Origin of the sequence: Nocardia sp. NPDC046763 (assembly GCF_040645495.1) — a bacterium.
Classification (GTDB): Bacteria; Actinomycetota; Actinomycetes; order Mycobacteriales; family Mycobacteriaceae; genus Nocardia.
Window position 1 is genome coordinate 72,042 of sequence record NZ_JBEYYI010000017.1, and the last position, 24,516, is coordinate 96,557.

Genomic DNA, 24,516 nt, shown 5'->3' on the forward strand with positions numbered 1-24,516 from the left:
CGCTACCCGGTGCAGCAGGCCGGCGGGCGGACCATTCTCGAACTGTGGGTTCCGGCCGGAGAACTGGAACAGTTCGATGCGCACCTGGTGGGTCCGATCGAAGTCGTTCACGAATTTCGGTGATACACAGCCGGGTCCGGGCCCGAAGGCCCGGCTCGGTCGAGTTCTAGTGGGTTTGGGTCGGGTCGAGGGCGGCCTTGATGGGCGTGTCGTTGCTCCAGCCCCAACGGGTTTCGACGTGGACGGTGGCGGTGGCCGGGGGTGCATCGACGTAGGGGGTGAGCTTCTGGAGTTCGCCCCAATCTCGGGTCCAGTCGTGGTCGAGGTAGGCGGGGACGGGCTGGGAGCGGAGAAGGAGGGTGGACCAGCCGAGGGGGCCGCCGCCGGCGTCACCCTGCCAGGTTTCGGAGACCTGGGCGTTCAGCTTGTCGGGGAGGATGCGCCAGGCGGGGAGTTGGGCTACGCCGTCTCGATGGTCGAAGGGGTGCTGGCACGGGAAGGCCAGGCCGACATGGAAATCGGTCAGGACCGGGGCGTTGTGGCCGACGACGGTGTCGAGGGTGGCCAGGTGGGGCAGGCGGGGTGGGGTGAGGGCGAACCATTGCTTGCCGGTCGGGTCGTCGGTGGTGGCCACCAGGCGAATCGCGGTGGTCCGGGCGGGGATTCGGTCCAGGGGGATGGGCAGGTTGCGCCAGCCGGGGGCGCCGCCGACGGTCGGGGGCGCCAGAGTCCCGAGCGGTTCGATGGTGCCGTCGTCGGCTCGGTGGGCGAACTCCAGGTGCAGTTGAGCGCCGTCGATCCGGTGGCCCTGCTCCTCGCCGGCGATGCGGCCGGCCACGGTCAACACCAGGACGTAATAGCCGGAATTGCGCTGTGCCGCAGCGAGATCCATCCGATACCACTGGGTGGTGAGATGCGCGGGCTGCGGCTGACCGGTGGTGTAGCTGCCCAGGATGGGCGTGAGCTTGGGGTCGAGGCCGTAGGGCAGGGCGATGGTGCTGCCGTTGATGCCGGGCTCGGCCTTGGGGCTGTTCGTGGGGCCGCCGCCGGGCGGGGGAGTGCCGAGTTGCTGGCCACCGCCACCGGGCCCGCCACTCCCCCCGCCGCTGCTGCCGCCGGGACCGCTGCTGCCGTCGGGGCCGCCCTCGGGGGCGAGGTCGCCGACGCCGTTGGCGGTGAATCCGCTGTTGTCCGCGGCGAGTCCGTCGGCTGCGGTGCCGGTGTAGGGCGTGAGGAGGGATTCCTCGGGCTTGGTCTCCACGAGCACGTCATCGGCCATGGAGCAGGGCTTCCCTTGCAGGGCACGCAGATTCGACAGCGCGACCGAGTACGCGGGGTACTGCGTCCACGCCGCCGAGGCCATGGTCGCTACTTCGAACAGCACCACCAGGGCGGCGGCGACCGTGAGCGGCCGGATGGCGATCCGATCGAAAACCCTTGCCGCGGCGCGATCTCCGGTCGATCGATAGGGCTCGCGGTAGTACTGCCAGGCCGCCGCCAGCAGGCACAACGCACCCAGCCCGAGGATCAGCGAGGCGACGCTGGTACCGCCGACCACGGGTGCGCGATCCGGCCAGCGCACGCCGTAGCCGGACACGTACCACCAGCCGTTGGAGCCGGTGAAGCAGAATGCCACCAGGATCAGCACCGCCGCCGCGAACAGCGAGCGCAGGTACGGCAGCCGGATTCCCCTGCCGCCCACCGCGACCGCCGTCACCGCGGCCAGCGCACCTGCCAGCCCGGCATACACGCCGAAGTGATGCGTCCACTTGGTCGGCGTGAAGGCCATGAGCAGCGGTGACATGACGGCGATGCCGAGCACCCGTGCCACCGGCCCGCGGGCGGTCTCCGGAATCCGGCCGCCCTTGCGCAGCGCCACCGCGACGCAGACGGCCAGGCACAACAGCATGGCGAGCACGCCGAAGCGCCGCGATAGGGAGCCGTCCGGTGTCAGGGAGAGCAGCGAGATCCAGCGGGTGGGTTCATCTGGCCAGGAGAGGTTGGGGCCCACCAGCTTTCGCACCCGCGTGGCCTCGGCGACCGCCGCCAGGGTCTGATCCGCGAAGACCACCGTCAGGACCAGGGTGCCCGCCGTCAGCACCGGAGCGATGCGCGCGAGACAACCCAGGAGCCCGCCGTGCTCCGCGCGCACCTGGGTGAGGAGAATCCGCAGCACCCGTCGCGAACCAGCGAAAAGTGCTGCCAGGCAGATCAATCCGGACGGTCCCGCCGCCAGCGAGAACGCCGCGATCAGCACCGCGACCGCGGCGGGCAGCAAACGCCTGGTGGCGATCGCACGCTCGATGGAGCACCAGGTCAGCAGCGCGCCAAGCGCGATCAGGGGTTCCGGGCGCAGACCGTTGTCGTACGGCAGCCACAGCGCCAGGAACATCAGCGCGGCCGCCCACCGCGGACCCGCCGCGGCGCGTACCCGGGAACCCAGGCGCGGCAGCACCTCCCGGCTGATCACCCACCAGCACAGCACCGCGGCCAGCAGCGCCGGCAACCGCATCCAGACGCCGGCATCGGTGACCCGGGTCATCTGTGACAGCAGTTCGTACGGCCACCCGAAGGGCGCTTCCGCCACCCCGTACCACCGGTAGTAGTTGGCGGTGTAGCCCGCGTATTCGGACACGCGCGCCATCGTGAGGATGTAACCGTCGTCGGAGGTATTGGCCCCGATCACATGCCAGACACCCAGCGTCGCGAGCACGACCGCATCGGTGAGCGTGAACCGCCACCAGCGTGCCGGCAGGAACCGCCGCCTGCGCCTACCGTCCGCCACATCCATGAAATACAGGCAGACCAGCGCGGTGAGGGTGCACAGCACCGCGCCCGCAGTGGCCGCCAGCTTCAGTGCGCTCGGGCTCGACGAGAACCGCGAATCCACCTCGGCGTGCAGCTTGGCATCACTCAGCCGGGTCCGATCCAGATCGGTGTACACCCCGACGATCTGGGGCCGCACATCCCGCGTGACGGTGGTCCGGAACGGCGAACCGTCCGACCTGGTCAAGCCGGTCAACTCCGCGGTGGTGACCTCCGCACTCGAATGCACCACCAGCGCACCGCAACCGGCGTGCGGCACGAGATTCGGATTCGACCCGCTCCCCGCCCCGGGCCCGGCAGCCGTACCGGGATCGGTGCTACCGGCGGGCGGCAGTGGCGCATCCGCCGGCGGGGTGGCTCCCGGCGGTGGGGTCGCACCCGGCGGCGGAGTAGCTCCGGCAGGCGGATTCGCACCCGGCGGCGGTGTGGCACCGGGCGGCGGGGTTGCTCCTCGCGCTGGATTCGAGCCCGCTATCGGTACGGTTCCGGGCGGCGGCGTGGCCCCTGGCGGCGGTGTGGCTCCGGGCGTGGGGTTCGCATTGGCGGGCGGTGTGGCTCCGGGTGTCGGGGTCGGTGTCGTGCCGGATTGCGGGGTGACGCCGGAGGGCAGGGTGATGACGGGGTCGGAAGCTGTTCCAACGCGGGTCATTTCGAAGACCGAGGCGGTGAGCAGCGGGACATTGCGCAGGGTCACCGAGAGAGTGCGGCCGGTGCCGGGTCGGTCCTCGACGCGGGCGATCAGACCTTTGGCTGCGGCGCCGGGAGCCTGTGCGGGCACCGTGGACAGCACTGTCCCACTGGGCATGTCCCGCAGCACCGCGCACGGCACGCTCATATCCATCGACAGCGGCACGTAATCCACCAGCGGAGCGGTCATCTGAACCGCCTGTGCCTGTGGCCAATCGAGGCCGGCCCGATCCTGCCGGACCGGCAGTAGCGGTGTGAGCACCGCCAGCAGAACACCGAGCACCCCCGCCACGAGGGCGATCAGTCGAATTGGAAAAACTCCCCCGGAAACTGAACGCACGAACGCCGATGCTAGCCATAGCCTCCGCGAAACTCATTGCGGAATATTCGAACCGGCACGGTTTCCGGTGGCGGCCGACCCGTATCTTCGCAGTTCGAGCGGTGATCTTCGAGGATTGGCCTATCGTTTGTCGGGGCATTCGATCGGTGGACAGAGGACGCGGGAACTGGACTCAGGAGTCGTGATGGCGGAGGCGCTCGACAGCGGCGGCATGGTACGGACCCTGGTGCCCGCCCGGATCGATCGATTGCCGTGGTCGAGATTCCACACCCGGCTGGTGGCCGCGCTGGGAGTGGCGTGGATTCTCGACGGCCTCGAGATCACGGTGGCCAGCGCGGTCGCCGACACACTCACCAAACCCGAGACCCTGCACCTGTCCTCGACCGCGGTCGGACTGATCGCGACCGTGTACCTGGCGGGTGAGGTGGTGGGCGCGCTGGTGTTCGGCAACCTCTCCGATCGCCTGGGCCGGCGCAAGCTGTTCCTGATCACCCTGGGTATCTATCTGCTCGGAAGCGGGCTCACCGCAGCAACTCTCGGCAATGGCGCGGGCTGGGTGGCCTTTCTGTACGTCACCCGCTTCATCGCGGGCATGGGCATCGGCGGCGAGTACGCGGCCATCAATTCCGCCATCGACGAGCTGATTCCGGCCCGCTATCGCGGCCGCGTCGACATCGGGGTGAACGGAACCTATTGGGCCGGAGCGATTATCGGTACCCTCGGCACCTACATCCTGCTCGAGCACTCGAGCCTGTCGCTGGGTTGGCGGCTGGGCTTCCTCATCGGCCCGGTGCTGGGCCTGGTGATCCTTTTCGTCCGCCGCCATCTGCCGGAGAGCCCGCGCTGGCAGATCATGCACGGCCGCGCCCGCGACGCGGAGGAGTCGATCGAGGAGATCGAGCGCGAAGTGGAGGCGACGGGGGTGTCGTTGCCGCCGGTCGACGAATCCCGGGTCATGGAGGTGAAACCCGCCGATCGCATCGGGTATCTGGCGCTGACCCGGGTGCTGTTCCGCGAGTATCCGCAACGCGCGATTCTGGGCGCGAGTCTCATGATCAGCCAATCGTTTCTGTACAACGCGATCTTCTTCACCTACACGCTGGTGCTCGGCAAGTTCTACGGGGTGCCGTCCGGTTCCACGCCCATCTATCTGATCGCCTTCGCGGCCGGAAACCTGGCCGGGCCGCTCATCATCGGGCATCTCTTCGACACCATCGGCCGCCGTCACATGACCGCGGGTACCTACATTCTCTCCGGGGTGCTGCTGGCGATCTCGGCGGTGCTGTTCTACACCGGGGTCCTCAACGCGATCACCCAGACCGCATGCTGGTGCGTCATCTTCTTCTTCGCCTCGGCCGGCGCGAGTTCGGCGTACCTCACCGTGAGCGAGATCTTTCCGCTCGAGGTCCGGGCCAAGGCGATCGCCGTCTTCTTCGCCATCGCACAGTGTTTCGGCGCGCTCGGACCCGTCATCTACGGTGCGCTCATCGGTGACGGCTCACATCCGGTCCGCCTGTTCCTCGGCTATCTGCTCGGCGCGGCGGTCATGATCGCGGGCGGTGTGGTCGCCCAGCTCCTCGCGGTGGATGCCGAGGGCCGGTCCCTCGAGGACATCGCCCTGCCACTGGCGGCCACCCGGCGCGCGGGCACGGCCCGGGCGGAGGGCGCGGGTTCGCCGTCCTCTACCTGAGTTCCGCGGGCCCGCACCGAAACTCCTTGGCGAGCGACTTCATCCAGTCGAGGACGACCGCGCGGTAGTCACCCGGCCGCCGGCCGGCCGGGCCGACGACGACGGCCGACGCGACGTGCAGCCCATCGGCAACCTGCCAGGCGTCGGAAAAAGCCCGCGAAACCGGCTCGCGGGTGCTCGATCTCCGCGCCCGGAAGCGCTGGAATGGTGCCCATGACTCGAATCGGAGCCGAACGGGTACCGGTGGGAGCGGGACCCCTGACGCGGGCGGCGGTGGTGGCCGTGGCCCGGCACGGGGCGCGGGTGGACTTGGACGCGGACGCGCTGACGGAGCTGGCCCGGGTGCGTCGGCACATCGACGCGCTGGCACACAGTGATCGGCCGGTCTACGGGGTGTCCACCGGGTTCGGGGCGCTGGCGCTGCGGCACATACCGCCGGATCGGCGAACCGACCTGCAACGCTCGCTGATTCGCTCGCACGCCGCCGGGGCCGGTGCGCCGGTCGAGGCGGAGGTGGTGCGGGCCATGATGCTGCTGCGCTTGCGCACCCTGCTGTCCGGGCACACCGGGGTGCGGCCCGAGACCGCGCTGGCGCTGGCCGGACTGCTCGACAGCGGGCTGATTCCGGTTGTGCCGGAATATGGTTCGCTGGGCTGCTCGGGCGATCTGGCCCCGCTGGCGGCGGTGGCGCTGGCGCTCATGGGGGAGGGGTCGGTGCTCGGGCCCGGCGGCCCGCGCCCGATCGGGCCCGCGCTGGCCGAACACGGGCTGACGCCGATCACCTTGGCGGAGAAGGAGGGCCTGGCCCTCACCAACGGCACCGAGGGCATGCTGGGCATGCTGGTGCTGGCCATCGAGGACCTGCGGCGGCTGTTCGATCTGGCGGATCTGACCGCGGCCATGAGCGTAGAGGCGCAGCTGGGCACCGATCGTGTGTTCGCGGCGGATCTGCAGGAGCTGCGCCCGCATCCCGGGCAGGCGGTGTCGGCGGCGCGCATGCGGGCGGCGCTGGCCGGGTCCGAGATCGTGGCCAGTCACCGGGGTGCGGACTGCCCACGCGTGCAGGACGCGTATTCGCTGCGGTGCGCGCCGCAGGTGCACGGCGCGGCGCGGGACACCCTGGACTACGCCGAGACCGTCGCCGCACGCGAATTGCGGTCCGCCATCGACAATCCCGTGGTGCTCGCCGACGGCCGCGTGGAGTCCAACGGGAACTTCCACGGCGCGCCCGTCGGCTACGTGCTGGACTTCCTGGCCATCGCGGTCGCCGACGTGGCCAGCATCGCCGAACGCCGTACCGACCGCATGCTGGACGTGCACCGATCCCACGGGCTGCCCGCGTTCCTGGCCGCCGATCCGGGTGTGGACTCCGGCTACATGATCGCCCAGTACACCCAGGCCGGGGTGGTGACGGAGCTGAAGCGGTGGGCGGTACCGGCCTCCGTGGATTCCATACCCTCCAGCGCCATGCAGGAGGACCACGTGTCCATGGGCTGGACCGCGGCCCGCAAGCTGCGGCGCGCGGTGGACGGGCTGACAACCGTGCTCACGATCGAATTGCTCACCGCCGCACGGGCGTTGGACCTCCGCGCACCCCTGCGGCCCGCGCCGGTGAGCGCGGCGCTACGGGATCTGGTGCGGGCACGGGTGCCTGGACCCGGGCCAGACCGCCACCTCGCACCGGATATCGCCGCCGTGGCCGACCTGGTGCGGTCGGGTGCGGCGGATCACCTTCTCGACAAGGGGGTTTCGTCGTGACCCGAACCGTCCGGGCCGCCCGCGGCGCCACGCTCACCGCCCGCACCTGGCAGACCGAAGCGGCGTGGCGCATGCTGCACAACAATCTGGATCCCGAGGTGGCCGAGCGGCCGCAGGATCTCGTCGTCTACGGCGGGACCGGCCGGGCGGCCCGGGACTGGCCCAGCTTCGACGCCATTGCGCGGACCCTGCTCGATCTGCGCGAGGACGAGACCCTGCTGGTCCAGTCCGGCCGGCCGGTCGGCGTGCTGCGCACCCACGAGTGGGCGCCGCGCGTGCTCATCGCCAACTCGAATCTTGTTCCGGAGTGGGCGAACTGGCCGGAGTTCCGCCGGCTGGAGGCGGCCGGGCTGACCATGTACGGGCAGATGACCGCCGGGTCGTGGATCTATATCGGCACCCAGGGGATCCTGCAGGGCACCTACGAGACCTTCGCGGCGGTGGCCGCCAAGCGATTCGGCGGCACCCTCGCCGGAACCCTCACGCTCACCGCGGGTCTGGGCGGCATGGGCGGGGCGCAACCGCTGGCCGTCACCATGAACGGCGGCGTGGCGCTGTGCGTCGAATGCAATCCGCGGCATGCCCGCCGCCGGGTCGAGACCCGGTACCTGGACGAGATCGCCGACGACATCGACGACGCCCTGGACCGGGTGCTCGCTGCCAAGGCCGAACGGCGGCCACTGTCGGTGGGGCTCATCGGCAATGCCGCCGAGGTACTGCCGGAACTGCTGCGCCGCGAGGTCGAGGTGGACATCGTCACCGATCAGACCTCGGCCCACGACCCGCTGACCTACCTGCCGATCGGTGTCGCACTGGAGGACTGGGACGACTACGCGGGCCGCAAGCCCGACGAATTCACCCGCCGCGCCCGGGATTCCATGGCCATCCACGTCGGCGCCATGGTCGGCTTCCTGGACCGCGGCGCGGAGGTCTTCGACTACGGCAATTCCATTCGCGGCGAGGCGAAGCTGGCCGGGTACGAGCGCGCCTTCGACTTCCCGGGCTTCGTGCCCGCCTACATCCGCCCCCTCTTCTGTGCGGGCAAGGGCCCGTTCCGCTGGGTGGCCCTGTCCGGAGACCCGGCCGATATCGCCACCACCGACCGCGCCATCCTCGAGCTGTTCCCCGAGAACGAGTCCCTCGCCCGCTGGATCCGCCTGGCGCGGGACCGGGTCGCGTTCCAGGGCCTGCCCGCCCGCATCTGCTGGCTCGGGTACGGCGAACGACGGTCCGCCGGACTCCGATTCAACGAGCTGGTCGCCGGCGGTCGGGTCGCGGCTCCCATCGTGATCGGACGCGATCACCTCGACTGCGGCTCGGTCGCCTCGCCGTACCGCGAAACCGAATCGATGGCCGACGGCTCCGACGCCATCGCCGACTGGCCACTACTCAACGCCCTGGTCAACACCGCGTCCGGCGCGAGCTGGGTCTCCATCCACCACGGCGGCGGCGTCGGAATCGGCCGCTCCATCCACGCCGGTCAGGTCACGGTCGCCGACGGCACCCCGCTGGCCGCCCAGCAGATCGACCGGGTCCTCACCAACGACCCGGCCACCGGTGTGCTGCGCCACGTGGACGCCGGATACCCGGAAGCCGAATCGGTCGCCCGCGACAAGAACATTCGAATTCCCCTGTGGGAGGGCTGATCCGGCGCCTCAATCCAGGTCGATTCGGACAGTCAGGAGGTCGGTGCCCATCACTCGTACGGCCGCGCTGTTGGCCCTCGGAAGGGTGCGCAGACGGGCGATGGGGTCGTCGTCGGGTAGTAGGTGGGCGGTGCCGGTGTACCAGCGGCCGTGGAGGCGGAGGCGGACGTGGGGGTCGGCTTCGATATTGCGGATGTACTGGGAGCGGGTACCGAATTCGGAGACCAGCCAGAAGGACGCGCCGGAGCGGCGGCCGCCGATCGGGGTGAGGCGGGGGCGGCCGCTGACCCGGCCGGTGGTCTCCAGCAGGGTTTGGATGGGTAGGCGGCCCAGGATCGGGTTGCCCACCCTCCGCTGAAATGTCGTGACCATGGCATGTTGCAGATCGCGTCGGCTCGGCATGGGCCGACGCTAGCACCGGCCGCGGCTCACCGGGCCAGTTGCAGGGCCAGCGTGGCGGCGGCGGGGGCCAGGTATAGAAGGGGGAAGGGGGTGGTCTTGTAGGAGTGGGCGCGGATGGTGGTGGCCGCGGCGCCGGTGAAGTAGAGGATCAGGCCGATGGCGGCCGCGATGCCGAGGGGCGGGAGGAAGAAACCGGCCACCAGGCCCAGCGCACCGGCCGATTTGGCCAGGGCCAGCCAGTTCCACCAGGTGCGCGGGACGCCGTAGTCGATCAGCGGGTCCACGACGAACTGCTGCTCGGTGAACAGGGAGTAGCCGGAGAAGCCGATCCAGAGGGCCGAGACGACACCGACGATGTGGTACGCGAGGTTCATGGGAGCCACGTCCTTTCAGGTTTGCTGTGCTCTTACCCGAATGACGAAGCGGGAGCCCGAGGAGTGACATCGGGGTCAGGGGAGATGGGATTGCAGGAAGGTGAGGGCGTCGGGCAGGGAGGCGAGAAACGCGCCGCTGTGGTCCTTGCCGGGGTAGGCCGTGACGGTGACGTGCACCCAGGGGTTGTGGGCCTGGAGGGCGGGACCGTACGCGGGGGTGTCGGCCGGGGGGACGTCGATATCGGCGGTGCCGTAGCCGATCATGAGGTCGGCGGGGACCAGGTCCTCCTGATAGGAGACCAGCGATCTGATGTCGGCCTCGAAGGTCGGGGTGGGGTTGTCCGGATCGGCGACGAGCGCCTCGGGACGGCGGCCCTCGGCAGCGGCCACCAGATCCGAAAGGCATTCGGTGGCAGCCTTTTCCACGTACTGCCGGCCAAAGTCGGACAGGTACGGGGTGACGGTGCCGGGCGCGAGCTCCTCCAGCGCGGCGAGATAGTAGCCCGCGTAGCCGACCTGGTTCTCGGAGCCGGTCGAGCCGCGGCGGAACATCTCACGCAGGCTCTTGGCCGGATTCGTGCGCAGGCCGGTGGCGATCACGCCGGTGAGTCCCCTGACGGCGGACGGGTTCCGGGCGTACAGGGCGGCCGCACTCATCACGGCGTGCGCGCCCTCGGACTGGCCGATGAGCACCCAGTGCGCCGACAGTGGGACGGGCAGACCACGGACCGCCGTGATCGAGTCGAGAATGGAGCGGCCCTCGACCGCGGCGTTGTAGTAGCTGAAATTGCCGCCGGTGCCCAGACCCTGATAGTCGGGAGCCAGCACGGCGTAGCCCTGGTCCAGAATCTGGTTGAAATAGCTGCGATTTCGATCCGACTGCGGCCGATGCGAGGGCGCGCAGTCGTTGCCGATCCCGGTCGTGCCGTGCGCCCACACCACCAGCGGCCAGCCACCCTGCGGCGGCAGCCCGGACGGCAGATACAGCGCCGCGCCGGCCCGGGCCGGATTCTCCCGCTGATCGACCGTGGTGTAGGTGAAGCCGACCGACTCCGCGGCCTTGTCGAAAGACCATGCGCCATTGAGCAATTCGATCCCGTTCAGCCGCCCGAGATCAGTGCTGTCGGCCGCGGCCGGCGTCGCCGTCACGGTCAGGGCGGCGGTCAATGCGGCACATGCGCTCACCGTGCCCGCGGCCAATGCGGCCTGCCGGACCGCGGCTGCGAACCTGCGACGAATCGGCATGGCCATCACTCCCTTTCGGCGGGCAACGCCCCGACCATACCGCCCGCAACGCACTCCGGACGGCGCTCGAGCACGATTGGCGCGCCGCGACCTCGGTGGTGATGTCGTCGAACCCGGCCGTCATTCCATCCCGTGGGCCTGCGCCACCAGATCGAAGAACACCCAGACGCCGCCTTTCTGATACGCGTCCGGTGTCTCCGATCCGCCCAGGAACGGGTACGGGGTGGCGATGTACACCTCGTCGTCGGCGAGGGGGCCCAGACGCCGGCGGATCTCCGCGACGTGCCCCGGCTGGAGGACATAGGTGATGACGTTCGGATCGAACAGGACCCGGCTGACGAACTCGGTGATCTCGGTGAAGACGCCGTAGGGCTTCACGCCGGGGCTGTACGGATCGAGGATCCCGTACTCGCCGGTCCGGCTGCTCATCAGGAACGCGCACCCCAGATCCGAGTAGCCGACCACCGTGTCGAACTGCGGATAGTGTTCGGCCCAGGCCGGCATTACCCGGTCCATACGTTGGTCGCCGATCAAACGGAAGGGAACGCTGGTCACTGCGCCCATCCAACCAGACCGGCGGCCGGGACCGATCCTCGACAGGTCCGGCCGCGCCGCGCGAAGATCGAATCACCCGTCGCAGTGGAGGTGCCCGTGACCGAAGAATGGCGCAAAGTCGCTGAGCGCGTCCGCAACTGGGGCCGCTGGGGCGACGACGACCAGCTCGGCACCCTGAACCTGCTGACCCCGGACCGTATCGCCTATGCCGCCACCCGGGCGCGCGCCGGCCGCACCATCCAGCTGGGCATCCCGTTCGACGCCTACGGCCCGCAGGGCTCGAGCGGCTTCCGGCGCAACCCCATCCACCTCATGGCCGTGGACGGCGGCGACGCCGACCTCGCGACCGTCCTGGACGGCTGGGGCGGCCGGAACGAGGCACAGGTGGCGGGCATGTACGCCGCCGGCCCGATGCGCTACAACGACGACTACATCATGATGCCGCTGCAGACGGCCACGCAGTGGGACGCGCTCTCCCACGTGTACTACGACGGCCTCCTCTACAACGGCTTTCCGGCCGCGGCCGTCACCAGCTTCGGCGCCGCCAAGCTCGGCATCGAACACGTCGCCGAGCGCGGCGGCGTGGTGGGCCGCGGCGTACTGCTGGACGTGGCCCGGCACCACCACCTGGATCGGCTCGAGGCCGGGACCGTCGTCACGCCGCGGGACCTGCAGGCGACGGCGGACGCGCAGGACATCGAGCTGCGCCCCGGCGACATCCTGCTGGTGCGCACCGGCTGGTGGACCCGCTTCCTCGAAACCCGCAGGCCCGCAGAATGGTTCGGCGGCAGCCCCGGCCTGAGCTGGCGCTGCGCGGAATGGCTGCACGAGCACGACATCGCCGCGGTCGCGGTGGACAATCCGGCCGTGGAGGTCATGCGCCCCGAGGACGGCGTCATGATGCCGCTGCACATGCTCGCGCTGCGCGACATGGGGCTGCCGCTGGGCGAGATCTGGGATCTCGAAGCCCTGTCTCGCGACTGCGCCGAGGACGGCGTCCACGACTTCCTGCTGTGCGCGCCCGCCCTGCGGATTCCGGGTGCGGTGGGCACCCCGATCAGTCCGATCGCCATCAAATAGACCGGCCGGGAATACCTTTCAGAACGCCGCCAGCACCAGCGCGGCGATGAAGACCGCCTGCACCAGGCTCCGCAGCGGCAGCGGCATCGACTTGATGCCGAGATCGGCGTGAGCTGCCCGGACGTTGGCCGGGAACAGGAAGACCAGCATGACGGCCAGGCAGACGGCCGCCAGGGGCGCGGCCCATGGGATGAGCAGGCCGATGGCTCCGGCCAATTCGAGGACACCGGTCAGGGTCACCAGGCCCGCCGGATTGGGCAGGCCCGGCGGAACCATGGCGATCAGGCCGTCGCGGCGGGGCTGGAGGAAGTGCGCCGACGCGGTCAGTGCGAACATGGCGGCCAGGCCGATCCGGGCGGCGTGTGGCCAGGAGTTCAGCCAATGGGTGATATCGAGCCACCCGGCCAGGCGGGCCAGACCGGAGACGACGACCAGAACGATGAGCGGTGCCATCGCGGACTCCTCTGGGGGAGAACAATCTTGACGGGGACGTGAATGATAATCGGCGACCATCTATTCCGGATACCCACAATGACAGACCACCCCGGACGTCGGGGCCAGGCTCGACGGTATGGGCCCGAAACCCGGGCCGGACCGGTAGATTCGGCACCGCTCATGGTCAAAATTGGACAGCCCATCCGGACGTTGCAGTACGCGCCGACGGCCGGTTCCCCCACCGGTCTCGAACTGCTGACCTTCGACCAGTTGCGCCGGATGCCGGTGGCCGCCGGACACGAGGTGATCCGCGGCGACTTCCACGTCCTGGCCCGCTGCACCGCCGGAAGCGGGCGCATGACCATCGATTTCGTCGCGCACGACCTGGCCGCGGACACCGTCGCCTGGATCCGCCCCGGCTGGACCCACCGCTGGGATGACATCGCCGAGCTGAAGGGCGATCTCATCCTGTGCCGCCCGGAACTGGTGCCCGCCGCGGCCCTCGGGCACCTGCCGTCCCCGGCCACACCCCCGGTGGTAACCGCGAATCCCTTGACCGACTCCGCCTTCGAACACCTGACCAGCGAATACGCCGTCGATCCGCCGAATACGGCCATCCTGCACCACCTGCTCAGCGCGGTGACGCTCCGGCTGGCCGCGGGCCTGCCCGCCCTGCCCGACCCCACCGACCTCTTCGACCGCTTCGCCCGCCTGGCCGAGCGGTACCACGCGGAAACCCGCGAAGTCGCCTGGTACGCGGCCCAACTCGGCTACTCGCCGCGCACCCTCTCGCGCGCCGTGCAATCGGCCACCGGAGCCACCGCCAAGCAGTACCTGAACGCCCGCGTCACCCTCGAAGCCAAACGCCTGCTCGCCCACGCGCCGGTCACCACCGCCGAATGCGCCCGCCGCCTCGGCTTCGACGACCCGGCCAACTTCACCAAGTTCTTCCGCGCGAACACCGCCACCACCCCCACCCGCTTCCGCCTCGACCTCACCGGGCAGTAGACCCGGCCCGAGGCACAGCGCACCGCGACCCCGGCGGCACGTTGTTCGAGTCCGTCGAGCCGGGCCCGGCTCGGATAGCCGGACCGACCTCGCAGATGGAAGATCGTTTCGGGGAATCTTGTGATCACCGGGCGATTCGCGCGTGATCTGGCGGATCGTCGCGTTAGGTTGGGCCGGTGCGGGTGGAGATGACGAGCGATCCGGCGGAATTCCAGCGGCGGGTGGCCGGGTTTCTCGGGCGTGATCCCTTGCGACACACGGTGATGTCGACGGTCCTCGTCCATGAAATCGCCGGTCCCACCATCGTCCGTGAACCCTCCTATTTCGCATCGGTGCACACGGATGACGTTGTGGGCGTTGCCATGCGGAGCGTCGGGCGCGGAGTGTGGTTGGGGCAGTTACCGATCGATGCTGTGCCGCTCCTGGTGACCCGGTTCGCCGAACTCCTGCCGCACATCGACGACGTGCACGGCACCGAACCTGTGGCCGGACCGTTCGCGGCGGCCTGGAGTGCGCTGCGCGGCAGGGCCTATCACGCGGACCACGGTGCGCGGCTGTACCGGCTCGGGCCGCTGCGCCCGCCGCTCGCGCCCCCGGGCAGGGCACGGCCCGCCACCGCGGCCGATATCGAGATCAGCGGGCGCTGGCTCGCCGAGATGGCCCGCGAATTGGACGATGCACACCTGGCCATGAGCGAGAAGGGAATCCGCGCCCGTATCGAGGCCGGACGCTTGTGGCTGTGGGAGGACGACGGGCAGCCGGTGTCCCTGACGGCGCACCAGGTCCCGGTCGGCGGCTGGGTCCGGATCGGGCCGGTCTTCACGCCCCGGGCCGCACGCGGCCATGGCTACGCCTCGGCACTGGTCGCGGAGGTTTCCCGGCGGCTGCGCGAGACCGGGGCCGAGGTCTGCCTGTACGCCGACATCGACAATCCGACCTCGAACAAGATATACCGCGCCATCGGATTCGAGGCCGTCATCGATGAGGCGCACTACGCCTTCGAGTGATTCGCGGCCGGCGGTCACCGCCGGAACGGCCGCCTAGAGTGGGTGCGATTTCCGGGAACTATCGCTAGGAGGGACGACCGTGGCCGCTGACCTGGTCGAAGGCGCACTGAGCGTCGATGGATTGCGCCGAACCTTCGGTGTCCGCCCACCGCAGCGGAAGCACGCGCCACTGGTGCTGGCGCTGCATGGAAACCAGGGCGCGACGACGACCGAGCGGCTGATGTACGACTGGACCAGCTTCGCCCGGCACGCCGACGAGTGGGGGATCGGGGTCGTCTACCCGGACGGGTGGGAAGGCTGCTGGGCCGACGGTCGCGGGGTCACCGCGGCGGATGCGGCGGGCGTGGACGATGTCGCCTTCCTGCGGGCCGTGATCGACTGGTGCGCTGAGCAATTCGGCACCCAGGACGATCGCGCCGTCGTCACCGGCATCTCCAACGGCGCGTTCATGTCCCACCGGATGGCCCTCGAGGCGGGCGAACGGGTGGCGGTGTTCGCCGCCGTCGCGGGTGGGCTGCCGGAGGCGCTGACCGCGATCCGGCCCGGGCACGCGGTATCGGCCATGCTCATCAACGGCGACGCCGATCCGGTGGTGCCGATCACCGGCGGCTACTCGCGCCATCTCGGTCCGAACGGCGAATCCCGGGGCGGCACCAGGGGATTGGCGGAATCCGCGCGTTACTGGCGCGAGCTGGACGGCTGCGCCGGGCCCGGCGAGACCGTCACCACCGACCGGTCGACGCGCACCACGGTGAGCCAGGGCGTCGGCGGCACCGTGGTATCGGAGTGGACGGTCTTCGGGGGTGGCCACACCTGGCCCGGCACACCCGTGCCGGAACGCTGGGCCGGCAGCCCGGGCTCGGCGGTGTCGCTGGAATTCGATGCCGCCGAGCAGATCTGGCGCTTCGCCGAGCCGCTGCTGCTGGCAGCGGACGCCCGCAAGCTCTGAAGAACTCTATCCGCCGAAGGAGAACGGAATGGCGATCATCGGCAGACTGCTGCGGAACCGGCGTGCCGCGCCCGAGGACCTGGCCTGGTGCCGGCCGAATCTGGCAGTGGGTGACGTCTTCGAAGTGACCAGCCCGGATTTCGAGCACGGGGCGGCGCTCGATGTCCGGCACGCCATGAAACGGGTCGGGGGACAGGACCTGTCGCCCGCGCTGGCCTGGTCGGGAGTCCCCGCGGACACCGCGCAGCTGCTGCTGGTGGTGGAGGATCAGGACGCGCCGTTCGGCGGTCCTTTCGTGCACGCGCTCGCGCTGCTCGATCCGAAGATCAGCGAACTGCCCAGTGGCGCACTGGCTCCCGGCTCGGCCATCGACGGTGTCGAGGTGCTGCGATCGAGCTGGGGGCGCGGATACATCGGTCCGGGTCCGGTGCCGGGACACGGGCCGCACCGGTACGTCTTCCAGGTCTTCGCGCTGACAGAACGGGTCGCCATCCCCGGCGGCAGCGCTCCCGAGTCGGTCAAGCCGCGCGTGGTACTCGCGGCTGCGAGGGCACACGCCCGGGGCCGGATCGACGGTTTCTACGAACGTCCCTGAGCCGGCCAGGGCCGCGGCCGCCAGGGCCATGAGTTGGCTTGCCAGGATGGCCTTTTCGCGGTCGGCTGGCCCGCAGCCCCCCCGAATTGGTGGCACAGCAAATAACGGCTCTTTTCGCAGCCGATTCGATCACTATCGTCTGGGCGGGGCGGGACACACGAAAGGTATTGGTATTGAAGACATTTGGTATGGGCATGGTCGCCGCCGGCGCGATGCTACTCGGGACCGGACTCGGCGCCGCTCCGGCGCTCGCGGCGGCACCGATTCCGCTGGAGCCGGCCACTGTTGATACATCTCCCGTGCCGCAGGGACAGCCGGTCGTCGGTATGGTCAGCTCGGGATCATCATCGCCGGGCCTTTTGTGCAGTCTGTCGGGCTACGGTCCGACCAACGACTGCTTCATGGGTTGACGCTGCCGAGCTGAGCGCCGGCGGTCGTCCGCAACCGCCGGGGCGTGGATGCATCGGTCCGGTCCCGGAACACGAGCCGCACCGGCACGTCTTCCAGGTCTTCGCGCTGACAGAACGGGTCACCATCCCCGGCGGGATACGACAAGAACCCCGGCATGACGAAGAGCCGCGGCCCGATGGGCCTGCGGCTCTGTGCTTTGCGGATACCACTGTCAGTTTGCTTTTCGGATACCACTGTCAGTTGGCGGTGTTGACCGGTAGCGACAGCACCACCTCCTGCTCGTTCTCGGGCAGGTAGTGGACGTTCACCACGCGGCCGACCTGGACCATCGAGACCGCCGCCGGAGGCAGGAACTTCTCGGTGCGCGCCTCGAAGGTGCTGCCGTCCGGGCGGGTGACCACCAGCACCAGATCCAGCCGCGAGTGGCCGTCGCGGATCTCCCCGGGCACCGACAGCGACCGCACCACGGCCTGGGCCGCGATGCCACGCCGGGCGATGTCGATCTTGGCGGGGGTGGTGAAGCCCTTGCGGATGTTGGCCGCGTTCATGGCTTCCTGTGCCGCGGAGGTATCGCCGGACAGGTCCACCTCGACCTTCTCGAGCCGGTCGGGCAGGTAACGGACCGGCAGCACCACGCCGGGTCGCAGCAGCGCCAGCTGGGTCAGCGGCACGATCATCTTGGCGTGCGAGGCGAAGACCTTACCGTCGGCGCCCTCGACCCGGAAGTCGATGCGCACCTGCGGCTGCTCGTTGAGGTAGACGCCGGTCTGGCGGACACCCTGGACGGTGCCCAGGCCCACCAGGCCATTGCGGAACTGGGAGCTGTTGTTGCCGGTAAAGGCCGAGATGATGCCGTCACCGGTGAAGGCGAACGCGATGGGGACGATGGTCAGGGCGATGATCGGCAGGGCCATCTGCGGGCCGACCCAGCCGAAGACACTGTCCGAGGTGAGGCCGTGCCACAGGTAGTAGCCGATGGCCAGCACGCCGAGGGCGAGTGCTGCGTAGCGGATTTGGTTCTTCATGAGCTTTCCGGATCAGAGAGGTGGGGGAAGAGCCCGCTCATGCCCGGCGGCACGAGCGGGGACAACAGGGCCCCGCGTCGGGGGCCGGTGGACGGACCGGCTCAGCCGCCGACGATGGTGCTGCAGGCGAAGACGATCTCGAACTTCTCGGTCTTCGGGCCGGCCATCGGGTTGGACAGATCGGGGGTGCCGACGCCCTCGCCGGTGACGGTGAAGGTGTTGCCGCTCTTGGTGACCTTGGCGTTGCCGCCCGGCATGCCGTTGCCGAAGCCGAGCGCGTACGGCTGGCCGTTGTCGCCACCCTTGGTGCCGGTGATGCCGACCGCCTGCACGGTGGTGTCGCCGGTGATGGTGGCGCTCGCGCTGAGCGTGCCGTAGGTGGAGTTGCCGCTGTCGGTCAGTGCCAGCGCCAGATTGCCGCCCTGCTTGGCGCAGGTGGTCTCGAACTTGGCGGTGATCGCCTTGCCGTCGACCGAGGCCGACGACGCGCCGCCGGCCGGGGCCGCGGAGCCCGGAGCCGAAGTGGCCGCGGCGGAGGTGGCCGCGGGGGCGGCGGTGGTCGAGCTGGACTTGGAGCTGCTCGAGTTGCTGGAGCAGCCGGTGACCAGCAGGGCCGCCGCGGCGGTGGCGGCGAGGACGGCGGTGGTCAGGCGGACGGGCTTGGAGTTCATGGTCATTCCTCGTTCTCGTGATGGTGGCTCCGTGGTGGAACCGATGCCAGAACCGTAGAAATCGAAACCCGGCCTACCGATCCCAACTTCCGGCACGCGAAAGCCGGTGACACTGGGCTAACCTGGGCGAATGCGACGACCGCGGGCCATGGTGCTGGACGAGGTGTGGCGCCGCCTCGAAGGGGTCGAACCCTTGAGCGGACCGCACGGCGGACCCCTGCGGCGGACCGTCAAACTGATCCTGGATCCGCTGGTCATCCGCCCGGTTCAGTACCCGCAGTGCGCGGGCTCGATGCTCTCCGCCGACGGAGCGGTGTTGCTGGCCACCCGGATTCACGCCGCCGCCGATGTCCTGCGCGCCACCGCGGCCTGGTTCACACTGCTCAAGCAGACGCGCCGCGCGCTGCGGATCACCGAGGGCAACGCCCAGGACCTGTACTTCCAGCGCTGCTTCGAACTCGCCACCGTCTCGGGCGTGTCGGACCCGGTCGGCGACCGGGCCGCCGCGGAAGCCGCGCTGCGCGAGATTCACGGGCTCGCCGCCGGCCGCACCACCCAGGCGCTCAAGGAGTACCTGTCCGAACCGGCCCGCGTCGGCGAGCTGACCGAACTGATCCAGACCGCTTGGCGGCGGCGCCCGCTGACCGAGGTGCCCGACCACTCCGAGCTGCTCGCCCGGCTCCTGGAGGATTGCGCCGCAACCAGATTCGACAGCGCCGGTGACCTCGCCGATATCGACGCCGTCATCGACGCATACGTCGGCACCCACACCGGAATCCGGCTGTGGCTCGATGAAATAGGGTGCACCGCACAGGAATTCGGCCTCACCCTGTACCCCCTCCCGCTCGCGCCCGAGGTCGGCTTCTCGGCTTCCACGGCCACCCTCGGCCTGCCCCTGGATCGCACCATCCACGAGCGCATCTTCACCGTTCTGCAAGCGTCCAGCGAACGGTCCGACCTGCCTGCGATCCCCGAACTGGTCGCCGCCGAAATCGCCCGCGCCTGCGCCCCCTGGGCCCTGCTCGACGAATCTCTCCGGGTGGCCGCTGCCGCCGGTGCCACCCTGGCGGTCAACCTCCGCCCCCTCGGCGCATCGCTTCCCATCGGCTCCGACCCGGACAGCGACGCCGCCCCCACCCCCAGATCTACTGTCACCCTGGGCGGTGCGGCCACCGGTCTGCTGAGTGCGGCCGTCGGCCTGACCGGCACGGCCGCCGGGTTGCTGGGCGGCTCGGCCGGATTGCTCGGCAGCTCGACCGGGCTCGCGGGTACCGCGGCCGGGATGACGGGCACCGTCGCTGGATTGACCAGTGCCGCAGCCGGTCTGACCCGGCCGGGCACGCCATCGAGCGATGCTCCGGAGGAGGCCGTGCGGATCGGCGGGTCGGCAGCGGGGCAGACCGGCAGACCCGTGGGATCGTCCGGTGTTCAGGACCACCCCCGCTCGGTGGACGCGGTGGGCGGCGCGACCGATCTGTCGGCCGGATCGGGCAGCGCCCGCGATGCCGCGCCGCGTGCGATCGGGGGCGGCGGTGCCGCGGCGCGGTTGATCAATGGGCGATGGCAGCGCGAGGCCTATGTGTTGCAGGCACGGCGAATGGCGGTGCGGGTGGATGCGATCGACGGTCCGCTGGGGGCGATAGCGGCGGATCTGCGCGTGCCGTGGCGTTCCTACCTGCGCAGATTATGGGCGCGACTGCACGGGCGGGACGTGCGTGAGTTCCCCGTGTACGCCGCGGACGAGCTCTGGGATCTGCTGGACGGCGTGGCCCGGTCGGTGATCCTGGACCACCGGATGCGGGTGAAGCGGGCCCTGGCCGCCGGCGCGGTGGCCGAGCCCGGCGATCGGGAATCGAGGGTGGGATGACGAACTCGGCGGTCACGATCCACCGCTACCCCGACGGGTTGCGCGGCATAGTCCCGGTCGGCGACCCGGCCGCCCTGCACGCTGCCCCGGGGCCCGACTCCATGGTGCTCGAGGTCGTCGGCGGCCACCTCATCTGGAGTGTGCTTGCCGGACAAGAACTTCCGGCGGCACTCATCGACGATGTGGACGCCGCGCAGGAATGGGTGTGGGCGCTCTACGGTGAATCCGTCGCCCTGGCCCTCGACTCCGTCCGGCCGGGCGGGCCGGTGGCGACAGCAGGCGATCAGCCGGTATCGGCGGTCGCCGCGGATGAGCGCCCGGTCGATGTGGCCACCGCTCCTGTGCTCGAGTCCCAGGCCGTCAGCGCCCGCCGGCTCGCATACGCGCACTGGGCATCCCGGTGGTGGCCGGCGTCCACCCTGGACGGCATCGCGGACCTCGACCCAGCGCTGCTCGACCGCGATATCGCCCTGCTGACCGACGAGTGCGAACTGCTGGTCGACGGCGCGGACGCGCTCGCCCCGCCCGCTCCCGCCTATCTCGAAACATCCTTGCGTGCTTCGGATTACGCCCTCGCGGCCGGTGACGAGATCCGGCCCGTCGGCACCCTGGTGCTGGCCCGCGGTACCGGCGGGTGGGACTGGCGCCGCTGCCCGCCCGGGCTGGTCGACGCCTCAGAATCCGCGGTGTCCTGGCAACTCGTCCGCGACGCCGGAGCGACCAGCGTGGCCATCGCGGTGGCGGCGCACCCGGGCCTGCCCGACGCGGTTCCGGCCCACCTACGGCCCTGGGCAACCGTCGATACCGGCCGTGGCGAGCTCGACACCGAACTGCGTGCCGCCGACGACACCTGGATCGGCGAATTCGTGCTGTCCGCACCGGCTTCCGCCGTCCGTGTCGCCATCCACGTCCCCGGTTTCGGACCGGATCCGGAGGCCGACCCGGCCTCGGCCGATGACCCGGCCGCCGATACCGCGGCCGCCCTGCGCCGCCAGATTCGCGACTTCGCGGCGGCCCGGCTCCGCACGGCCGCCGACCCGACCGCCGGCGATTCCGGCCCCTTGGCCCCGTTGCTCGCGGAAATCGCAGCCGCAGCGGCAGATTCGGATTTCTGAATGCCGAATGAGGAGTCGGTGGTCGACACAGCGGAGAGTCCATTGCTGCGGGCGGGGGCCGAGGCGGTCGCCCGCGACGAGTTGTGGGAGGCGCTGCGGATCTTCGAGCGGGCCGTGGAGACGGAAACCGGAGATCTGCGGCTGTGTGCGCTGGTGGACCTGGCGGTGGTGATCGATCGGCTGGGGAATCATGCGACGGCGGTGGAGCGGTTTCGAGAAGCGTTGGGGGAGATGTCTTCCGACGCGCCGCGGATGTATCCGGGTGCGCTGATCGGGCTGTCGCAGGCCTTGCAGAACCTCGGGGATCTGGATGGGGCGCAGGAAGCCCTCGAGCGGGCTCGGGCGGCGCTGGGCCGCGCGGATGCACCGGGGGACCTGCGCCTGGCGTGCCTGGTGTCGTCCACGGCGGTAGCCGCGCATCGGCAGCACTGGTGGCGGGTCCTCGATCTGGCGGGTGAATCCCTGGAGGCGGCACGGCGTTTCGGGCCGGAGCGGGTCGGGCACTCGCTCATGAATCTGGCCGCCGCCCACTTCGAGACCGGGCGTTGGGAGCTGGCACAGGATTTCGCCGGTCAGGCGCTGGCGGCCTTCGAGGCGGTGAACGACAGCGCGGGGGTGGCCGAGACGCGGCAGAACCTGGCGTCGATGTACCTGCGCACCGGATCTCTCGATGATGCCGAACCGCTGCTCGCCGCTGCCCAGGAACACTTCGAGGCTGCCGGTGCGGCGCATCGCGCCGGAATCGGGCTGAAGGTCATGGGATTCATCGCCGAGCACCGGGGCCGGCCGGAGGTGGCCCAGGCCCGGTATCGTGAGGCATTGCACCGATTCGAGGAATCCCGTGCGGTCATCGACGCCGCGGATGTGCGACTCCGCCTGGCCGCCATGGCATTCACAGCCGGGCGGTTCGAGGAGGGCGAATCCGAACTGGCCGCCGCTCGTGCAACCTACTCGGTGCGCGGTCTGGGTCTGCACTGCGCGCAGCTCGACTACTGGCATGCGGGGCTGCTGGAGCCGCTCGTCGCCCAGGTGCCCGGATTGCTCGCGCGGGCAGTGGATCTCGCGGTTCCGGCAGCGCTGGCGCTGGATGCCGTCCGTTACGAGCTCCCCGACGGCGCCCAGCGTGACACTTGGAACCGTCGCATCGTGAATCCAGCATTGCGCCTCGCCTTCCGCTACTCGTATCTGGCCGGTGACGCCCGGCTGGTAGCCGATCTCATCGAAAATCAGTGTGCAGGATCCATTGTGGATATCGATAGGCTGTCCGAGGCACCGCCCGCGCCGCTCGATCTGTTCCAGCCCTTCGAACCGCCGTCCGAGTCGGCCGCCGTTCACGACGCACTGCAACTCGGCACCGCGCTGGCGGCGGTGGCGGCCGGCGCGGGCCTGCCCGTCAGCCCGCCGCCGCGGGTCTCCGTTCCGCCGGACGGCCATATCGCCCTGTCCGCCTGGCTGGATGCCGCCGAGCAGCGGTACGGCCGTCGTGTCCGCGCCGAGCGGGTGATACCCGCATGACACCCACCGTCTGCGTCCGCATGGCCGATGCGGGCGACCTCTACCTGACCTGGCGCTGGACCGACGGGAGCGCGCCCGGCGGCGTCGGCGTGGTGCCGGAGGACCAGGTCGAGGCGGCCGTGGCCCGGTTCGCGGCGGCCCTGCCCGCGCCCGGCGTGGCCGGTGGTCTCGAATCCGCGCTCACCACCGGTGAACTAGCCTCCTATCCCGCGGAAAACGCGCTGGCCCAATACCTCTCGTCGACCTTCCTGATCTACAACCTGGCGGTGCGGCTGCACGAGCTCCATTCGCAGGGCATCCGGCCGCGCATCCGCATCCAGCCCTCGCCGCGCACCGCGCAGCTGCCGTGGGAGCTCATCGCCCCCGATCCGGACGTGCGGCTGGTGGAGATCGCCGACGTGAGCGTGCTCGCGCCCAGCGGCATCGTGCACGCGCCCGCCCGGGTGACACGGTCGTGGGACGAGACCCGGACGCTGCCGGTGGTCGCCATCCTGGATCCGCGGGTGCCGGGCTTTCGCGCCGACTCCGCGCTGGGGTCGGTGCTCGGCCGGATGGATGCGGACGCGCCGCTCGCCGCCCTGGTCGCCACACACGCCGCCGCCGATCGGTTGAGCCCGGCCGTCGGCGATCCCCTCGCGGCGTTCCGCCGCACCGATCTGGACCGGGCCTGGCTGAGCCGCACCCTGCACGCGGGCGCGGCCCGCCTGCTGTACGTCGGTCACGTCACCGCCGCGGCCCCCGAATCCGGCCGCAGCGAATCGGCCACCCTGCACCTGTCCTGTACCGCCGCCAGTCCGGGCTGCGCACCGGCCTACCGTGACCACCGCCCCCTCTCGGCCCGCGACCTGCTGCTCGGCACGCACGCACTCACGGACGGTGCGGGCCACGACTATTCGGGCAATGGGCACGGCGAGGCCGTGCCTCGCACCGGGCCCGAGATCTGGCCGATGCCGAGCCGGGTTGCCCTGATCGCCTGTGAGAGCGGCGGCGACCTCCGCTTCGCCGAGCCCCTCGGCCTGGTCGCGGCCATGCTCACCGGCGGCGCGGATGTGGTGACGGCCGGACGTTGGCCATTGCCCACCGATCTCGCGTTCCATCGCTTCGCGGGCACGCCCACCACCGCGCGCCCCTTCCAGGAAGCGGTGTGCGCCATCGACGCCGCCCACGAATCGCCCGATCCCGTCGCCGCTCTCAACGCGTGGCAGCGTGCGCATTTGGCTGCCTGGCGCAGCACCGGCGAGATCCAGCATTCCCCGCTGATCTGGGCCGCCTTCGCCACGGTCGACGCCCGCTGAGTCACCGGAACGGCTGAGCC

Annotated in this window: 21 protein-coding genes; 13 read left to right on the plus strand and 8 right to left on the minus strand. The window is 70.2% G+C overall.

The annotated features are described in order from the left end of the window. Positions 1–166: 166 nt before the first annotated feature. Positions 167–3,853 carry an arabinosyltransferase domain-containing protein gene (locus tag ABZ909_RS26130; protein WP_357004130.1) on the minus strand — a complete coding sequence of 1,229 codons (3,687 nt, stop codon included), beginning with the start codon at positions 3,851–3,853 and terminating at the stop codon, positions 167–169. Positions 3,854–4,037: 184 nt separating this feature from the next. Between ABZ909_RS26130 and ABZ909_RS26135 the strand changes: the two genes are divergently transcribed. The 3 genes from ABZ909_RS26135 to hutU all read left to right on the plus strand — a co-directional run bounded on the left by ABZ909_RS26135 (position 4,038) and on the right by hutU (position 8,947). After that, positions 4,038–5,543: an MFS transporter gene (locus ABZ909_RS26135; RefSeq protein WP_357004133.1), complete on the plus strand. Its 1,506-nt coding sequence runs from the start codon at positions 4,038–4,040 to the stop codon at positions 5,541–5,543. A 213-nt stretch (positions 5,544–5,756) separates the two neighbouring features. Then, complete coding sequence (hutH, locus tag ABZ909_RS26140) at positions 5,757–7,301, plus strand: histidine ammonia-lyase (RefSeq protein ID WP_357004136.1); 1,545 nt, start codon at positions 5,757–5,759, stop codon at positions 7,299–7,301. Beyond that, on the plus strand, positions 7,298–8,947 hold the full coding sequence (hutU, locus tag ABZ909_RS26145; RefSeq protein ID WP_357004139.1) for a urocanate hydratase: 1,650 nt from the start codon (positions 7,298–7,300) through the stop codon (positions 8,945–8,947). The genes hutH and hutU overlap by 4 nt, the downstream gene beginning before the upstream one ends. Before the next feature lie 9 nt (positions 8,948–8,956). Here the strand turns inward: hutU and ABZ909_RS26150 are convergent, their stop codons facing one another. The 4 genes from ABZ909_RS26150 to ABZ909_RS26165 form a co-directional block, all read right to left on the minus strand. Next, a complete protein-coding gene (locus tag ABZ909_RS26150) occupies positions 8,957–9,349 on the minus strand; it encodes a nitroreductase/quinone reductase family protein (RefSeq protein WP_357004142.1) in 393 nt (130 codons plus the stop codon). A 26-nt stretch (positions 9,350–9,375) separates the two neighbouring features. Next, positions 9,376–9,723 (minus strand): DoxX family protein, encoded by a 348-nt coding sequence (locus tag ABZ909_RS26155; protein ID WP_354835600.1) that lies wholly within the window; start codon positions 9,721–9,723, stop codon positions 9,376–9,378. Positions 9,724–9,798: 75 nt separating this feature from the next. Further along, positions 9,799–10,968: a lipase family protein gene (locus tag ABZ909_RS26160; protein ID WP_357004145.1), complete on the minus strand. Its 1,170-nt coding sequence runs from the start codon at positions 10,966–10,968 to the stop codon at positions 9,799–9,801. A gap of 120 nt (positions 10,969–11,088) precedes the next feature. Next, the gene (locus ABZ909_RS26165) at positions 11,089–11,523 is read right to left on the minus strand and encodes a T6SS immunity protein Tdi1 domain-containing protein (RefSeq protein ID WP_354835595.1); all 435 of its coding nucleotides are present in this window, start codon (positions 11,521–11,523) and stop codon (positions 11,089–11,091) included. Between the two features lie 96 nt (positions 11,524–11,619). Here ABZ909_RS26165 and ABZ909_RS26170 point away from each other — a divergent pair, with 96 nt between their 5' ends. Further along, the gene (locus ABZ909_RS26170; protein WP_357004148.1) at positions 11,620–12,603 is read left to right on the plus strand and encodes a cyclase family protein; all 984 of its coding nucleotides are present in this window, start codon (positions 11,620–11,622) and stop codon (positions 12,601–12,603) included. A gap of 18 nt (positions 12,604–12,621) precedes the next feature. On the opposite strand, the gene ABZ909_RS26175 is transcribed toward ABZ909_RS26170, so the two are convergent. Beyond that, positions 12,622–13,056 (minus strand): DoxX family protein, encoded by a 435-nt coding sequence (locus tag ABZ909_RS26175; protein WP_357004151.1) that lies wholly within the window; start codon positions 13,054–13,056, stop codon positions 12,622–12,624. A 162-nt stretch (positions 13,057–13,218) separates the two neighbouring features. Here ABZ909_RS26175 and ABZ909_RS26180 point away from each other — a divergent pair, with 162 nt between their 5' ends. The 5 genes from ABZ909_RS26180 (at position 13,219) to ABZ909_RS26200 (ending at position 17,007) form a co-directional block, all read left to right on the plus strand. Beyond that, positions 13,219–14,046 carry a helix-turn-helix domain-containing protein gene (locus tag ABZ909_RS26180; RefSeq protein ID WP_357004153.1) on the plus strand — a complete coding sequence of 276 codons (828 nt, stop codon included), beginning with the start codon at positions 13,219–13,221 and terminating at the stop codon, positions 14,044–14,046. 188 nt (positions 14,047–14,234) lie between these two features. Further along, complete coding sequence (locus ABZ909_RS26185; protein WP_357004156.1) at positions 14,235–15,053, plus strand: GNAT family N-acetyltransferase; 819 nt, start codon at positions 14,235–14,237, stop codon at positions 15,051–15,053. Positions 15,054–15,132: 79 nt separating this feature from the next. After that, positions 15,133–16,002: an esterase gene (locus tag ABZ909_RS26190; protein ID WP_357004159.1), complete on the plus strand. Its 870-nt coding sequence runs from the start codon at positions 15,133–15,135 to the stop codon at positions 16,000–16,002. A 28-nt stretch (positions 16,003–16,030) separates the two neighbouring features. Continuing rightward, a complete protein-coding gene (locus ABZ909_RS26195; protein WP_357004162.1) occupies positions 16,031–16,597 on the plus strand; it encodes a YbhB/YbcL family Raf kinase inhibitor-like protein in 567 nt (188 codons plus the stop codon). 86 nt (positions 16,598–16,683) lie between these two features. Then, a complete protein-coding gene (locus tag ABZ909_RS26200) occupies positions 16,684–17,007 on the plus strand; it encodes a hypothetical protein (RefSeq protein ID WP_357004165.1) in 324 nt (107 codons plus the stop codon). 237 nt (positions 17,008–17,244) lie between these two features. Here ABZ909_RS26200 and ABZ909_RS26205 read toward each other — a convergent pair whose 3' ends face one another. Together ABZ909_RS26205 and ABZ909_RS26210 are read right to left on the minus strand one after the other, a co-directional pair. Beyond that, positions 17,245–18,033 (minus strand): hypothetical protein, encoded by a 789-nt coding sequence (locus ABZ909_RS26205; protein ID WP_357004168.1) that lies wholly within the window; start codon positions 18,031–18,033, stop codon positions 17,245–17,247. Between the two features lie 101 nt (positions 18,034–18,134). Further along, complete coding sequence (locus tag ABZ909_RS26210; protein ID WP_357004171.1) at positions 18,135–18,704, minus strand: lipoprotein LpqH; 570 nt, start codon at positions 18,702–18,704, stop codon at positions 18,135–18,137. A gap of 130 nt (positions 18,705–18,834) precedes the next feature. On the opposite strand from ABZ909_RS26210, the gene ABZ909_RS26215 reads away from it, so the two are divergent. The 4 genes from ABZ909_RS26215 to ABZ909_RS26230 are packed head-to-tail and all read left to right on the plus strand — an operon-like array spanning position 18,835 to position 24,496. Continuing rightward, the gene (locus tag ABZ909_RS26215; RefSeq protein WP_357004174.1) at positions 18,835–20,571 is read left to right on the plus strand and encodes a hypothetical protein; all 1,737 of its coding nucleotides are present in this window, start codon (positions 18,835–18,837) and stop codon (positions 20,569–20,571) included. Then, positions 20,568–21,686, plus strand: coding sequence for a hypothetical protein (locus ABZ909_RS26220; protein WP_357004177.1), 1,119 nt, complete (start codon positions 20,568–20,570; stop codon positions 21,684–21,686). The genes ABZ909_RS26215 and ABZ909_RS26220 overlap by 4 nt, the downstream gene beginning before the upstream one ends. 18 nt (positions 21,687–21,704) lie before the next feature. Then, complete coding sequence (locus tag ABZ909_RS26225) at positions 21,705–23,201, plus strand: tetratricopeptide repeat protein (RefSeq protein WP_357004180.1); 1,497 nt, start codon at positions 21,705–21,707, stop codon at positions 23,199–23,201. After that, positions 23,198–24,496: a hypothetical protein gene (locus tag ABZ909_RS26230; RefSeq protein WP_357004183.1), complete on the plus strand. Its 1,299-nt coding sequence runs from the start codon at positions 23,198–23,200 to the stop codon at positions 24,494–24,496. Before ABZ909_RS26225 ends, ABZ909_RS26230 begins: the two co-directional genes overlap by 4 nt. The last annotated feature ends 20 nt before the right edge of the window (positions 24,497–24,516 follow it).